This window comes from Acinetobacter sp. LT1 (assembly GCF_059800965.1).
Window position 1 is genome coordinate 98,927 of sequence record NZ_JBBAXE010000005.1, and the last position, 14,220, is coordinate 113,146.

Genomic DNA, 14,220 nt, shown 5'->3' on the forward strand with positions numbered 1-14,220 from the left:
ATCGTGAAGGTCGACATGGATGTCGACCGTATCACTGCGATACAGGAAGTATCGTCAGTGATACAAAGGATTTTTGGTTACTTTTGATCCTTCAAAAGTAATAAAAGCCTATATGCTATAACTTATGAAAAACATGCTATATAAGGCTGTATGGAATAACCAGAAATAATTTTCTGTCTTATTAAGTTTTAAACAAAACGAATAGGTTTAAACTCTGGCTCATGCTTGTGATGATCATCATCACACTCTTCGCCTTCTTCTTTTGTACCACGGTCAATATAACCGCTACGCTGATCTTCTGGTAAGTTCTTTAACTCCCAAGCGATTACAGCTTGCATACAAGTTTCACGCTGCTCTTTAGTTAAAACAACGCCGTTTGGCCATTTACCAATTTCTACTGCTGTTTTTAAACGCTCTACAATTTCAGGGTTTAAAACAGATAGCATTTGTTCAATATTCATGATTCATCTCTTTGAAAAGATTCAAAATCTTGGTTCCAACCAAGTTTGGTACGGCAGGCCATATAGAAATCATAACCTGGTGGATGCAATAAACTTAGTTTAAATGGGTGTTTACGGATGTGTAAACTGTCTCCAACATTGAGCGAGACACTATGTTGTCCATCTGCACTCACCATTGGTAACACCCGATTTTCGCGAATAACGATTTTAATTTCGCTTTGACCACCGACTACGATGGGACGTGATGACAATGTATGGGGATGCATTGGAACTAATGCAATAGCATCCATACTTGGATGTAAAATTGGGCCACCACCTGACAATGCATAAGCCGTTGATCCGGTTGGCGTCGAAACAATTAAACCATCACTATGTTGGCGGTAAACATATTGACCATCAATATTAAGTTCGAAGTCAATCATGTGTACCGATTTACCCGAGTGCAAAACCACATCATTTAAAGCAATGGCGTCATAAATGACTTCACCATTTGTTCGTACTTCCATTTCAAGTAAGAAACGACGGTCAAGCTGGAAATGACCTTGAAGTACTTGGTCAAGTTTGAAAATGGCTTCTGAAGGTTTGATATCAGTTAAAAAACCTAAACGCCCGCGGTTGATACCAATAACAGGCGTATTGTAGCGTACTAAAGCTCTAGCAGCATGGAGTAAAGAACCATCACCTCCAACGACTATGACTAAATCAGCAACTTCACCCAATAAATGACGACTCACTACCTGTGCATGGTCATAAGGCACTAATTCAGCAGTTTCCTGATCAAAAATGGGGTTTAAGCCTAGGTTCAACAAATGATCATGAATTAAACATAGTGTTTCTACTACTGATGATTTATCTGGTCGACCGATTAACCCGACGTTTCTGAAGGACTTATGTGAAATTTGCACGAATGAGTAAGCTCCGCTGCGATACTTGCCTATAATAACATTAACCTGATTAATTTAAAAAAACATAACAACAAGATGCTGTAAAATTCAATCTAAGTTTTCCAATTATTCACAGTTTTATCATTGCAAATTGATGACAAGCTATCGCATCATTACAGGCATTGTTAGGGTTTTATCTCATTTTTATGAAGTTTGAACGTGGTATCGGTTTCTTTGCACTAATCTTTTCCATTTTGGTCATTGGTGCTTTTATTGCTCTTAGTATCTATCTGATTCGTTTAGATAATATTATCCGTGAAAAATTTGAAGGACAACGGTGGGATATTCCCGCCAAAGTGTTCGCACGACCTTTGGAAATTTATAATAACGCACCTATTACCCAAGCAAATTTCACTCAAGAATTAAAACTCTTGGGTTACAAAACTTCAAGTAATTATGACAAGTCTGGAACCTATGTTGCTCAGGGTAGCAATATGTATATCCATACACGTGGTTTTGATTACGGCGACAGTGTTGAACCCGAACAAGTATTAGAGTTAAGTTTTGCAAATGATCAAGTTGCTGAAGTTCGAAGTACAAAACCTTCTTCAACGGGTGTTGCGCGACTAGAGCCACTTCTGATTGGAGGGATTTACCCTCAACATAATGAAGACCGTGTTCTCATTAAACTGAATAATGTCCCTAAACCTCTTATTGAAGCTTTAATTTCAACAGAAGACCGTAATTTCTATCATCATCACGGGGTTTCAATTCGTGGTACTGCTCGTGCATTGGTGAGTAATATTACAGGCGGAAAGCGTCAAGGTGGTTCAACCCTAACTCAACAATTAGTTAAAAACTTCTACCTTACACCTGAACGCACCTTAAAACGTAAAGTTAATGAAGCATTAATGGCTTTACTCATTGAGCTGCATTACAGCAAAGATGAAATTTTAGAAGCTTACTTAAATGAAGTAAATCTAGGCCAAAATGGTAGCTACTCAATTAATGGCTATGGTTTGGCTTCTCAATTTTATTTTGGTTTACCGTTACGTGAGCTAAGTGTCGCACAGCAAGCTTATTTAGTTGGTTTAGTGCAAGGCCCTTCTTTGTATAACCCTTGGAAAAATCCTGAAGGTGCAAAAAAACGCCGCGATACGGTGTTAAATAACATGCGTGTAATGGGTTATTTAACTCAAGCAGAATATGAAGATGAAATTGCACGTCCTTTAAATGTGTTAAATAAACCAAGTTTAGGCCCTGCAAAATTCCCGGACTTTTTAGATATTGTGCGTCGTCAATTACGCACAGAATATCAAGAAAGTGATTTAACTAATCAGGGCTTACGTATTTTTACGACTTTAGACCCAATTACTCAAACTCAAGTTCAAAATGCGTTTAAAGCTTCAGTAGAACGCTTAGCAAACAGCAATCCATCACGTTTGAAAAACTTACAGGGTGCTGTACTGATTGCACATCCAGAAAACGGCGAGCTTGTTGCTGCTGTTGGTTCTACACAAGACTTTACTGGTTTTAACCGTGCTGTAGATGCAAAACGTCAAGTCGGTTCTTTATTAAAACCTGTGATTTATTTAAGTGCTATTGAATCTGGGCGTTACAACTGGGCAACCCAAATTGAAGATGCGCCGATTAGTGTCCCTGTAGATGGTGGCAAAAGTTGGACACCTAAAAACTACAGTGGTGGCGGACATGGTGTAGTCAGCTTGAGTGAAGCTTTGGCAAATTCATATAACCTATCTGCTGTGCGCTTGGGTCAAGAGTTTGGTTTATCTACATTTACAAACAACTTAAGAAAGTTTGGTGTTGAGTCGACCATTCCTGCCTACCCATCTATTTTCCTTGGGGCAGTCAATATGTCACCAATGGAGGTTCTGGGAATTTATGAGAACTTTGCTACAGGTGGCTTTAAATATCCGACTCGTGCGATTCGATCTGTCGTAGATGCAAATGGTCGCCTGCTTGACCGTTATGGCCTGAATGTTCAACAAACCATTGATCCATCTGTTGGTTATATCATGAATTATGGTCTACAACAGGTCATGTCTTCGGGTACTGGTCGCGCAGCTTATAATAGCTTGTCTCCTGCTTTAAAATTGGCAGGTAAATCAGGTACGACTAACGATACACGTGACTCATGGTTTGCGGGCTACTCAGGTAACCACGTTGCTGTAGTTTGGTTAGGTTTAGATGACAACAAAGTAACAGGATTAACAGGTTCATCGGGTGCATTGCCAGTATGGATTAATGTGATGAAACAATTACGTCAAACGCCTGTAAATCTACGTCAACCAGACACAGTACAGTGGCAGTGGATTGACCGTGCAACGGGTGATTTATCTGCTCAGGCATGTGATGGCGCAATGTATATTCCGATGCTAACGCATACGGTTCCGCACCGTGCTACGCCATGTGGAGCACCTTATTATCAAGTTGATCCAACATATACGCCACAAAGTGATAACACAATTCCTGACTCTCAGGATGATAATACCGACAGTTATATTCGTGAAAGTGAAAACCAGATGGAACAAGATCTGTCAAACAACTCACGTGTAATTTCAAGTGGTAGTTATAACAACTAAGCGTTAACAGGAAATTAGGATATGTTAAAGAAAGGTGTTTTTTATATTGGTGCTGTTCTTATGGTCGGCTGTACAACTCTGCCCGATCATTCTGACTCCAAAGAGAAAACACCTACTCCTCCAGTCAAAAAGACGGAAACTCCATCAGGTGTAAAAATTACACCTTATGATCACCCAGAAATTCAACGTAAAAATTTACAGGTGATTGTTCCTCAGCAAAAAAAGCCTCAACATTTTAGTGATGATGGTAGCCAGTTACCTGCATTTAAAGTTTTAATGCAAAAAACACAGCAGGCTTATAAAAATCAGCAGTGGTCAGAGGCTGAGCGCTATGCGCTTCAAGCACAGCGTTTAGCGCCACAAGCGGCTGAGACTTATTTATTTCTTGCGCTTACGGCAAATCATAAACAGCAATATTCTAATGCTGAGTCTTTAGCAAGACGTGGTTTGAGTTTTGCCCAAAGTCAGCCAATGAAAAAGCAGCTATGGTTAGTCATCTTAAAAGCTGGGCAACAACGCAACAATCAAAAAACTGTTCAAGAAGCACAACAAGCATTAAAAGCCCTCTAGCTTTTAATGCTTTTTTATTTTCTTATTAGAAATTACGAATACCCGCTAAGCCATATGCACCATGCTGCTGTGCAGTGGCTAAATCATCCGGATGTACTCCTCCTAATGCAAAAACTGGAATCTGGCTATTTTGAGCGAGATCACTAAAACGTTCCCAACCTAATGCCACAGCTTCTGGATGAGTCATTGTTGGTTTTACAGGACTAATAAAAATGGCATCGCAACCAATCTGCTGAGCTTGCTTTAAAGAAACAGCATCATGACAAGCAGCAATATAACGTACGCCCACTCTTAAATCGCCTTTATGCAAATTCATGAGTTGAGATTGTTTTAAATGAACGGTCTTTATTTGTTTTTGTAATTCAGGGCTTAATTGCCGCCAAATATCGACATTTATAATTAAACTTGATCGTTGCCCTTCATCTAAAGCAGTTAATTGCTCTATATACTGCGGCTCAAATTCTTCGATACGCCAGTACAATAAAGCATCACTACTTTCTACCGTTGAAAGCGTATTGCTAATTTTGATGAGATGAGGCCAATAGAGTCGTTTTATGATGTTTTTATTGGCTTTTGGAAAGTTTAAATGAAGTAGCTGATCACGTGTGTACCATGCCCATGGCTGGTGAATAAGATTTAATAACTCATCAGGTACATAACTATGGAACAAATGAAGGTTGACGATAATGTCATCATATTCATGGTGAATATAATCAAACTGATGCCAATCTTTTAAACCAATACCCACTTCTTCATAGATTTCACGGCGGCAGGCTTCTTCTGGTGTTTCACCCTGCTCAACCTTCCCTCCAGGGAACTCATGCTTTCCACCTTGATGTTGCTGCTCTTCGCGCCATCCAACTAATATTTTTCCACGATGGATCAAGATTGCTATAGCGACATCGACTATTGGTTTGGGCATCTTTTTACTCTCTAAAACTTTTCTCAAGTGTAAGCAAATTTTATCATTTTATAAAATCTTAAAAATCTCATTGACAGATCTATTCGATAATGATTATCATTTAAATCGTTCAAGAACATACCACGGAGCACAACAAATGAACGCACCTTTTAGCTTATTTACCCGTAACAATGACACAGCTCACGCCTTACCAATGTTACATTCTAATAACCTCTTTGCATTAGGCCGTGAAATTCGCATTATGCATGCTGGCGAGGAATATCGTTTACGCCTCACTCGCAACAATCGCCTAATTTTAACTAAATAAAAAACATACTCGCGTTTCAATAATATTCGTGGGAAAACAAAAAATGGATAGCATGGGTAACCATGCTATTTTTTATGAAGGAAGAATAATCTCTGCTCTCAGCCCACCTTGTTCAGCATGCATAAAACGTAACTTGCCATTATGCAATTCAATAATTTTTCGAGTAATTGAAATTCCTAAGCCAGAACCTTGCTGCTGAGTACCAAGTACCCGAAAAAAACGCTGCCCTAACCGTAATAGCACTTCATCATCTACTCCATTTCCCGTGTCTTCAATAGACACCTTAATTTGCTGTTCATATTGACTAATCTCAACATGAATAGAGCCTAGTGTCGGGCTATAACGAATAGCGTTATCAAATAAATTTCTAAAAGCAATAAACAGTAATTCTTCATTCGCATATGTTTTAGTTTCTGTCGATAAAGTATTGGTCTCTATCAACATCTGTTTAGCTTTCGCGTCTAAATCTACAGTTTCAATCACTCTAGCCAGTAAGTAATTTAAATCGATAACTGTCTTAGGAAGTTCAGGCTGTTCAGCTTCATTAGGTTCTAAGCGGGCCAGAAGAAGTAAATTCTCAAGTATTTTTGTACTTCTAGAAACGTCTTCTTGTATGCGTTCAAAATCTTGATGAAGTTCTGGAAGATGTTGGTATTTACGCTGTAAAACTTGAAGACGCATTTGTATGGCAGATAAAGGTGAACGTAATTCATGTGAAGCATCTGCAGTAAAACGCTGTTCAGCAACCAGTGCCCTTTGTAGCCTTGCAAGTAGCTGATTTAAAGCATCAATCACAGGCTGAATCTCTGTAATAATATCTGGTTCTTGAATTGGCTCTAAGTTTGAGGCAGTTTTTTGGGCAATACGTTTAGAAAGTAAATTCAGTGCAGCCAATTGTTGCTCGGTACGCCAACTTACAATAACCCACTGTAGTAACCAGAACAGCACCATAAGGCCACTATATCCAGCAAGTGCTTTTAATACTTCTTCAATACGTGTACTAATGGGCTGAAAAACTTCAACTTGTAGCTGAGAATCTTCTTGTTGTGCTGCCAGACTACGCCATAACTGACCATCAAACCAAAAATATGAAAAACCTTCTGATAAGTTACCTTTTTCAAAAAGTTCATGCTGATAGGTATGAGAATGGGTAAGCACCTGACCTGTATCTAATAACTCATATTGAATATCAAATTCATCACTCAGCTCGTCAAACTGCTTCATCGAGTGTTTAGAAAGGTCAGAAACCAGTAAGGTATCTGAAATTTCATCCATGATTTCATCTTGTACTGACATGTTGTGATAAATCGAAAATATGGTGAGTAAACTTAATGCCAGTAGCCCCACCACAATACTGCTCCACATGGTGGTTTTAACCAGTTGTGACTGCAAGGATGATCGATTCGATTTCATTTTAAATCTCCCATACGGTAGCCGAGCCCCCGTATGGTTTTAATACTGCTGCTTCCGATTTTCTTTCGAAGCTGATAAATAAAAACTTCGATTGCGTTACTCTCGATTTCCTCGCCCCATGCATAAAGTGCTTCTTCTAATTGATCACGGGTAATAATATGCTCAGGATGAACCATAAGTTTACGTAATATTTGAAATTCTTTTGCTGTTAAATCGATAGTCTTACCAGCAGATAATACAACTTTCGCTTGTGTATCAAGTTGCAAATCACCCCACGTTAAAATCGATTGCTGACTCAGAGTTTGTTTACGTAATTGGGCACGAATTCGGGCAGATAATTCTTCTAGGCTAAATGGTTTAACCAAATAATCATTTGCACCTAAATCAAGCCCTTCTACGCGGTTATGAATACTGTCACGTGCAGTAATAAAAATCACGGGAACGTTTTTTTGTTTGTGGCGGATGGTTGTTAAAACTTTTTCACCAGCCAGTTGGGGCAAGCCCCGATCAAGCAAAATGCAGTCATAATCATGCTGCTCAATTGCTGTAAGGGCATAATCACCACGTTCTACCCAGTCTACTTGATAACCGTCTAATTCTAACCATGATTGAATACTTTCAGCTTGAGAGCGATCATCTTCTGCAAGCAAAATTCTCATCTGTTTTTCCTGTTATATCCTGATTGGATGTTGCCAAGTCTTTATAAAAAAAGCAAAGCCGCATGATTTAAATGCGGCTAAAAGGAATAAATGTAGAAATTAATTTATTAGAACTGGACCTGATCTACATCAATTTCTACACGTTTTAAAGGCTTATAATCTATGTCTACTTCACCAATTAAAGTCACATTTGTATTGGCTGAAACAGGACGTCCTTGCCAAAGCTCATCATCTACATCAATTGTAATGCTACCGCTCTTATCGCGGAATTGATATTTTTCATCGCCTAAAGATTTCACGACCTGACCATGTAATTTTACAGGTGTATTATCTTTTGATGCTAAAGCTTGTTTCACTGTAGTAACTGTCGCTGGAGCAATAGCTGCCTGATTCACAGGTGTATTTGCTACAACCACACCCGCAGTTGCCATACCCGCAGTCATCAAAATTACTTTAAGCATTTTCATAAAATTACCCTCTGTTATTTGGTTTACCCTTGGAATAAAACAATTACACCATCGATAGATGAGGTGAATCTTAAGAAAAATTTAATTTAATGGAACAACCCGCAGCACCTCTTCCAAGGTGGTCAAACCTTCAATAACTTTGCGAGCTCCTGCAATTCTTAAAGGCTCTACACTTTCTTTTTTAGTTTGGCTTCTTAATTCATTTAATGTCGCATGACTGCTAATAAGATGCTTAAGCTCAAGACTAACTGGCATAAACTCATAAATGCCGATTCGACCTTTATAACCCGTATGCCGGCACTCTTCACAACCTACTGCCCGATAAACTTTTTCTGGCATTTCCATAATGTAGTCAAATGTTAGGTGCTGCCATTCATCTTCATTAATATGAGTTTGTTGTTTGCAGTTTGGGCAAAGCTTACGCACTAAGCGCTGTGCCAATACACCTAAAATAGTCGCGGCTGTTAAAAATGGTTGTACACCTAAATCATGTAAACGAGTCAAACTAGACGGTGCATCATTGGTATGTAAAGTTGATAAAACCAAATGACCTGTTAATGCTGCCTGAATAGCCATATTCGCTGTATCTTGATCACGAATTTCCCCAATCATAATAATGTCAGGGTCTTGACGCATCAGTGCACGTACACCGTCTGCAAAGCCTAATTCAATTGCATTATTGACCTGCATTTGATTAAAACTAGGCTCTAGCATTTCAATCGGATCTTCAATGGTACAGACATTGACCTGCTCGGTTGCAAGCTGCTTTAAAGATGAATATAGCGTAGTTGTTTTACCGGAGCCTGTAGGACCCGTGACTAAAATAATACCGTGGCTATTTTTTGTTAATTGTTGCCACTGTTGTAATAAACGCTCTTCAAAACCCAATTGCTGAAAAGAACGCACCAGCACATCAGGATCAAAAATTCGCATGACCAGTTTCTCACCAAATGCTGTTGGTAAGGTTGATAAACGTAATTCGGTTTCTTGCCCTTTAGGTGTCCGTGTTTTTAACCGGCCATCTTGTGGTTTACGTTTTTCCGCTACATTCAAACGTCCTAAAATTTTAATCCGAGAAATCACGGCGGTCAGTGTATTTGAAGGCATGTTATAAATAGTGTGTAAAACGCCATCAATCCTAAACCTGACTTTACCATTATCTTTACGCGGTTCCATGTGAATGTCACTGGCACTCTGCTCAAATGCAAACTGTAAAATCCAGTCGACTAATTTCACAATATGCTGATCATTAGCATCTGGGTTTTGACTATCGCCAAGCTGCAAAAGTGCTTCAACATTTTTACTGTCACGGTCATGAGCTGCATCTTTTTGAGCAGAGTTTACCGCGCGACTCACCTGATAATATTCGCGCAAATAGCGTTGTAACTGTTCGGGATTAAGCAGTACCCGTTCAATTTTTTTAGGCGCTAGACTACGTTCAAGGTTATTAAGCCAATCTGTTTGAAATGGTTGATCTGTTCCAATCACGATTCGGTCAGCATGAATTTCAACAGCTAAAATATGGTTACGAATGGCAAACTCTTGTGACATGACCTGCGTTAAAGCGCTGACATCTGCCTTTAAAGGATCGATCACAAATAGAGGTAGCTGAACCCGATCTGCAAACCATAAACATAAGCGGTTTAAACTCAAATGCGCATGTGTGTGTTGCTGATCTTTTAAATTAAAATGTGCTATCCACTGTAATGGATGCCACTTTAACTGGTCTTTTTGGCGGTGACTTGTCTGTACCAGTAATTTATCTCGTTCTGTTATACGGCCTTCTTGTAATAGTTGTTCTAGACACCAATACGTATCTATTTCTACATGTGCATTCATGCGTTATCCCCAATATATTTTTATAATATAGCAGAGATGTTTTATATTTAAATATCCTTTAACATCAGTTAATTAAACCAATTCTCATCTTAATATTTTTTTGTGTCACAGGTCATATTTATAGAAATATTTTCTACATAGTTTTGTCTAAAAAAGACACTATGCTCACTATAATAAAAAGAATAAACTGAACATGAATACATGATTTTAAAATGATTCAAATCTACATATAACAATAAGCAAAGAGGAAGTAATATGGAACTTCCAATGACAATGTCATTACAAACAGCATCATTTGAAGAATTCATTACAGTCATTGCTGCGGCGCTTGGTTGTGGCTTATTAATTGGCTTAGAACGAGAACGAAGTAAGCTTAAACATGAATATAAAACCTTTGCGGGATTTCGATCTTTTGCCATTAGTGCATTATTAGGAGCAATCTGTTTTTTATTTGGCATTGAAATTGGAATTGTGGGTGCCTTACTCATTGGTGCTATTAGTATTGTTTCGCTCAAAAATCAACCCAATGACCCGGGCGTGACCACCGAACTCGCCTTTATTATGACTTACTTCATCGGGGCACTTTGCATTTGGAATATTTCGCTCGCTGCCGGCCTAGCTGTGATCATGACAACTATCTTAATAGCTAAGCAGTCTATGCATGGTATTGCCAGTCAGTGGATTACTGAATCGGAATTACGTGATGGTATTTTTCTACTTGCCTTACTGTTAATTGCTCTGCCTTTAGTCCCCAATAAACCTTTTTGGGGACCAGTTTTAAATCCACATGTGATTTTAAAATTACTGACTTTAATTTTATTTGTACAAGCCCTTGCCCATATAGCAAAGCGACTTTTGTCATCTAAAAATGCTTTATTGCTTTCTTCTTTAGCTTCCGGATTTGTTTCTAGTACAGCAACTATTGCCAGTTTAGGTTTAGAAGTACGCTCTGGCAAAGCCAACGCAACAACAAATGCAGGTTCTGCATTGATGTCTTGCGTTTCAACACTGATTCAAACCTTAATTATTGTGATCGGTATTAGCTTTGCTTGGTTCAAGCTGATTATATTTCCTACACTTATTGCCTTACTAGTTTTAGCAGTATGGGCTTTTATTTTATTACGTAAATCCGAACCTAGTACGGCTTCGCCCGAGCTTGACTCAAGAATGTTCAGCTTAAAAGAAGCCATTATTATTGCGGGTACACTTACCCTTATTCAGGCAGGTGTTTATGGTTTAAGTCTATCTTTAGGCGATGCGGGATTAATCGCGGGGACCTTACTTGCTTCTTTATTTGAAATACATGCAGCTATAGCGGCGGTCATTGTGCAAGGTGAACCTGATAGCGCACATATGACACCTTTATTAATTGCCTTTTTAGGAGGTTTTGCAGTTCACGCTCTTGCTAAAAGTGTGAACTCTGCAATTTCGGGCGGACTACGCTATGCCCTTGCTTTCGTTCCCGCCCAGCTCATTCATATGGCTATTTTTATTACTTTACTTTGGCTCAACATCCACTGGTTTTAAAATATCTATTGTGCAAGCGCAGAAGTCTTCACCACATCAATGACGGTAACTACAAATTGATCGACCTTAAAATGAATATCAAAGTCTGAAAATTTCATTTTATAGATTCTTTCAGGGTCTTCTTGGTAGGCAGGCCGAGGATCTAAAGCTAACACTTGCTCAAGCTCATCAATGTACTGCGAATCTATTTCTTTATTTTGAAGAAAATATTTTTGAGCTGTTAACGCAGTTTCATTCCAAATAACTGCCTTTCGTTCTGGTTCTGCATGCGCATAACCACTTTGAGCCTCCGCAATTGCATCAGAATATTGAATATAAGGTTTGATATCTAAAATTGGGGTGCCATTTAATAAATCACTTCCAGTGACATAGACACGCACAGACTTCCCCACTTTTTCGACTTTATTAAGTTTTACGACTGAAAGCCCGATTGGAGAAGGTCTATACATACTTCGTGTAGCAAATACTCCAATTTTTTCATTACCACCTAAACGTGGCGGACGAACCTGTGGACGGAACTTAGCTGCATTGCCTTGATTTTTATTGTCATGAAACTGCCAAACTAACCAGAGATGACTAAATTGCTCAATTCCCTCAAATGCTAACAAGTCGTTATATGGTTCTACCATATCAATATAAGACTCGATATTGACCAAATTAGGCTGGCGTGGAATACCGAATTTTTCACGATAGGGAGAGCACATGTGGCCAATGATGGGGAAGGTGACAGAATTGATCATCACTTTTTCTTATAAACACAATTAAATATATTCAGTTTATCGGGAATGAAATTAGATTAGAATAGCAATCTGTTTTCTTTTAATCGTGATCGAGACCTTTAATGGCTGCTTTTAACGTTGAACGCATTACTCATGTTCACCACTGGAATGACACTCTTTTCAGTTTTAAAACTACACGCGATACCAGCTTACGTTTTAAAAATGGTCAGTTCGTAATGATCGGACTTGAAGTGAATGGCAAACCGTTAATGCGTGCGTATTCGATTGCAAGTGCAAACTACGAAGAAGAGTTAGAATTCTTCTCAATTAAAGTACAAGACGGTCCTTTAACTTCGATTTTGCAAAAAGTACAAGTTGGTGATGAAATCTTAGTTTCTAAAAAACCAACAGGTACTTTGGTTCATGATGACCTTTTACCAGGTAAAAACTTATACCTTTTATCTTCTGGTACTGGTCTTGCACCATTCTTATCAATTATTCGTGATCCAGAAACTTACGAACGCTTTGAAAAAGTCATCGTTGTTCACGGTACACGCTATATTTCTGAATTAGCTTATCAAGACCTTATCTTGAACGAATTACCAAACCATGAATTCTTTGAAGAATTAGGTATTAAAGACAAACTTGTTTACTACCCTACTGTTACTCGTGAACCTTTCCACACTCAAGGCCGTGTAACAACTGCAATTGAAACTGGCGCTTTATTTGAAAAAATCGGTTTACCACGCTTCAACCGTGAAACTGACCGTGCAATGCTTTGCGGTAGCCCTGCATTCTTAAAAGATGTGGCTGCATTACTTGACCAACACGGTTTAGTTGAATCACCTCGTATGGGTGAAATGGGCGACTACGTCATTGAACGTGCGTTTGTAGAAAAATAATTTTTTCTAGAAATAAAAAAACCGAGGCAAAGTCCTCGGTTTTTTTATTTCTGTTTTTATAACTTAATGGTGCCATCGATACAGGTGACAGCGGTTCCACCCACTAAAATTTTATCTTGATACAATTCAAGTTGAAGTTGTCCATCTCGACCTACCGCCCCACCTTGTGAAGAAAGTACGACATCATTTTGTGCAGGAAGAATCCCATAATAACGAATAAATGAAGCTACGCTACCATTACCACTACCACAAACGGGATCTTCATTTATTCCACATGAAGGGGCAAATGAACGAACTTCTATGTGTTTTTGTTCATCATTATTTTCATGAAAACCAAAAACTGTCGCACCCGTAACTTTCATTTCTAAATCATGTTCTTTTAAAGCGGCAAAGTCTGGTTGGCTATCTAGAACAGCCTCAGCATTAACAGCTTGCAATACAATCCAGCGCGCCCCTACATCTACCAATGCAGCGTTCCATTGAGTATTAATTTCACATTTTAAAATTTCTGCTAATTTCTCAGTATGCATAGCATCTAGTGGAGTAATTTTAGGCTTAGGTAGTTCAAATGAAATATGACTTGACTCACTCACGGTCAGAGTCACTAAACCAGCACCGCACTGCTGTACCAGCTTACCTTCTTTCGATTTAATTAGACCCGCCTCAAGCAAAGCATAGGCAGTACCAATTGTAGGATGGCCTGCAAATGGCAACTCACTTTGCGGAGTAAAAATTCGAACCTGATAATCAGCTTGAGAATCGGTCGCAGGGAGCACAAATGTCGTTTCAGAAAGATTGGTCCAGTTCGCAATGGCTTGCATCTGCTCAGACGTTAAAGTGCTGGCGTCCATAATGACCGCAACAGGATTTCCTTTAAATGCTTGTGAAGTAAAAACATCAACTTGTTTAAATGCAACAACAGACATAGACCTCTCCTACTGATTTTG

At 38.8% G+C, this 14,220-nt stretch carries 14 protein-coding genes; 5 read left to right on the top strand and 9 right to left on the bottom strand.

Features of this window, described 5'->3' with window-relative positions; translation table 11 throughout:
- Nucleotides 1-188: 188 nt before the first annotated feature.
- Together WBW42_RS06455 and WBW42_RS06460 are read right to left on the bottom strand one after the other, a co-directional pair.
- Complete coding sequence (locus tag WBW42_RS06455) at nt 189-461, bottom strand: YeaC family protein (protein ID WP_002118245.1); 273 nt, start codon at nt 459-461, stop codon at nt 189-191.
- Nucleotides 458-1,366: an NAD(+) kinase gene (locus WBW42_RS06460; RefSeq protein WP_016145893.1), complete on the bottom strand. Its 909-nt coding sequence runs from the start codon at nt 1,364-1,366 to the stop codon at nt 458-460. The genes WBW42_RS06455 and WBW42_RS06460 overlap by 4 nt, the downstream gene beginning before the upstream one ends.
- 185 nt (nt 1,367-1,551) lie before the next feature.
- On the opposite strand from WBW42_RS06460, the gene mrcB reads away from it, so the two are divergent.
- Together mrcB and WBW42_RS06470 are read left to right on the top strand one after the other, a co-directional pair.
- Nucleotides 1,552-3,948: a penicillin-binding protein 1B gene (gene mrcB / locus WBW42_RS06465; RefSeq protein WP_017398585.1), complete on the top strand. Its 2,397-nt coding sequence runs from the start codon at nt 1,552-1,554 to the stop codon at nt 3,946-3,948.
- A gap of 21 nt (nt 3,949-3,969) precedes the next feature.
- On the top strand, nt 3,970-4,518 hold the full coding sequence (locus tag WBW42_RS06470) for a tetratricopeptide repeat protein (RefSeq protein WP_002118198.1): 549 nt from the start codon (nt 3,970-3,972) through the stop codon (nt 4,516-4,518).
- Between the two features lie 25 nt (nt 4,519-4,543).
- Here the strand turns inward: WBW42_RS06470 and WBW42_RS06475 are convergent, their stop codons facing one another.
- Nucleotides 4,544-5,440: an NUDIX domain-containing protein gene (locus tag WBW42_RS06475; RefSeq protein WP_032055461.1), complete on the bottom strand. Its 897-nt coding sequence runs from the start codon at nt 5,438-5,440 to the stop codon at nt 4,544-4,546.
- 136 nt (nt 5,441-5,576) lie between these two features.
- Here WBW42_RS06475 and hemP point away from each other — a divergent pair, with 136 nt between their 5' ends.
- Nucleotides 5,577-5,747, top strand: a complete 171-nt coding sequence (gene hemP, locus WBW42_RS06480) for a hemin uptake protein HemP (protein ID WP_002118129.1) — start codon at nt 5,577-5,579, stop codon at nt 5,745-5,747.
- A gap of 72 nt (nt 5,748-5,819) precedes the next feature.
- On the opposite strand, the gene WBW42_RS06485 is transcribed toward hemP, so the two are convergent.
- The 4 genes from WBW42_RS06485 to tfpB form a co-directional block, all read right to left on the bottom strand.
- A complete protein-coding gene (locus WBW42_RS06485) occupies nt 5,820-7,160 on the bottom strand; it encodes a sensor histidine kinase (RefSeq protein ID WP_032055460.1) in 1,341 nt (446 codons plus the stop codon).
- Entirely contained in the window at nt 7,157-7,819 is a 663-nt protein-coding gene (locus WBW42_RS06490; protein ID WP_284105546.1) for a response regulator transcription factor, read from the bottom strand. Before WBW42_RS06490 ends, WBW42_RS06485 begins: the two co-directional genes overlap by 4 nt.
- 107 nt (nt 7,820-7,926) lie before the next feature.
- Entirely contained in the window at nt 7,927-8,286 is a 360-nt protein-coding gene (locus tag WBW42_RS06495) for a NirD/YgiW/YdeI family stress tolerance protein (protein ID WP_000783090.1), read from the bottom strand.
- Between the two features lie 81 nt (nt 8,287-8,367).
- Nucleotides 8,368-10,125, bottom strand: a complete 1,758-nt coding sequence (gene tfpB, locus WBW42_RS06500; protein WP_032055452.1) for a type IV pilus assembly ATPase TfpB — start codon at nt 10,123-10,125, stop codon at nt 8,368-8,370.
- Between the two features lie 255 nt (nt 10,126-10,380).
- On the opposite strand from tfpB, the gene WBW42_RS06505 reads away from it, so the two are divergent.
- Nucleotides 10,381-11,652, top strand: a complete 1,272-nt coding sequence (locus WBW42_RS06505) for an MgtC/SapB family protein (protein WP_032055451.1) — start codon at nt 10,381-10,383, stop codon at nt 11,650-11,652.
- A gap of 5 nt (nt 11,653-11,657) precedes the next feature.
- Here the strand turns inward: WBW42_RS06505 and tsaA are convergent, their stop codons facing one another.
- A complete protein-coding gene (gene tsaA, locus WBW42_RS06510; RefSeq protein ID WP_068791278.1) occupies nt 11,658-12,392 on the bottom strand; it encodes a tRNA (N6-threonylcarbamoyladenosine(37)-N6)-methyltransferase TrmO in 735 nt (244 codons plus the stop codon).
- 101 nt (nt 12,393-12,493) lie between these two features.
- Here tsaA and WBW42_RS06515 point away from each other — a divergent pair, with 101 nt between their 5' ends.
- A complete protein-coding gene (locus tag WBW42_RS06515) occupies nt 12,494-13,273 on the top strand; it encodes a ferredoxin--NADP reductase (protein WP_002118187.1) in 780 nt (259 codons plus the stop codon).
- Between the two features lie 56 nt (nt 13,274-13,329).
- Here WBW42_RS06515 and WBW42_RS06520 read toward each other — a convergent pair whose 3' ends face one another.
- The gene (locus WBW42_RS06520) at nt 13,330-14,199 is read right to left on the bottom strand and encodes a PhzF family phenazine biosynthesis protein (protein ID WP_005068260.1); all 870 of its coding nucleotides are present in this window, start codon (nt 14,197-14,199) and stop codon (nt 13,330-13,332) included.
- Nucleotides 14,200-14,220 lie beyond the last annotated feature (21 nt).

Bases quoted from the DNA above. Each gene is read 5' to 3' on its own strand.
- WBW42_RS06490 (WP_284105546.1), bottom strand. From the start codon at position 7,819: ATGAGAATTTTGCTTGCAGAAGATGATCGCTCTCAAGCTGAAAGTATT.
- tsaA (WP_068791278.1), bottom strand. From the start codon at position 12,392: ATGATCAATTCTGTCACCTTCCCCATCATTGGCCACATGTGCTCTCCC.
- WBW42_RS06515 (WP_002118187.1), top strand. From the start codon at position 12,494: ATGGCTGCTTTTAACGTTGAACGCATTACTCATGTTCACCACTGGAAT.
- WBW42_RS06475 (WP_032055461.1), bottom strand. From the start codon at position 5,440: ATGCCCAAACCAATAGTCGATGTCGCTATAGCAATCTTGATCCATCGT.
- WBW42_RS06470 (WP_002118198.1), top strand. From the start codon at position 3,970: ATGTTAAAGAAAGGTGTTTTTTATATTGGTGCTGTTCTTATGGTCGGC.
- WBW42_RS06485 (WP_032055460.1), bottom strand. From the start codon at position 7,160: ATGAAATCGAATCGATCATCCTTGCAGTCACAACTGGTTAAAACCACC.
- WBW42_RS06505 (WP_032055451.1), top strand. From the start codon at position 10,381: ATGGAACTTCCAATGACAATGTCATTACAAACAGCATCATTTGAAGAA.
- WBW42_RS06495 (WP_000783090.1), bottom strand. From the start codon at position 8,286: ATGAAAATGCTTAAAGTAATTTTGATGACTGCGGGTATGGCAACTGCG.
- WBW42_RS06520 (WP_005068260.1), bottom strand. From the start codon at position 14,199: ATGTCTGTTGTTGCATTTAAACAAGTTGATGTTTTTACTTCACAAGCA.
- hemP (WP_002118129.1), top strand. From the start codon at position 5,577: ATGAACGCACCTTTTAGCTTATTTACCCGTAACAATGACACAGCTCAC.
- tfpB (WP_032055452.1), bottom strand. From the start codon at position 10,125: ATGAATGCACATGTAGAAATAGATACGTATTGGTGTCTAGAACAACTA.
- mrcB (WP_017398585.1), top strand. From the start codon at position 1,552: ATGAAGTTTGAACGTGGTATCGGTTTCTTTGCACTAATCTTTTCCATT.
- WBW42_RS06455 (WP_002118245.1), bottom strand. From the start codon at position 461: ATGAATATTGAACAAATGCTATCTGTTTTAAACCCTGAAATTGTAGAG.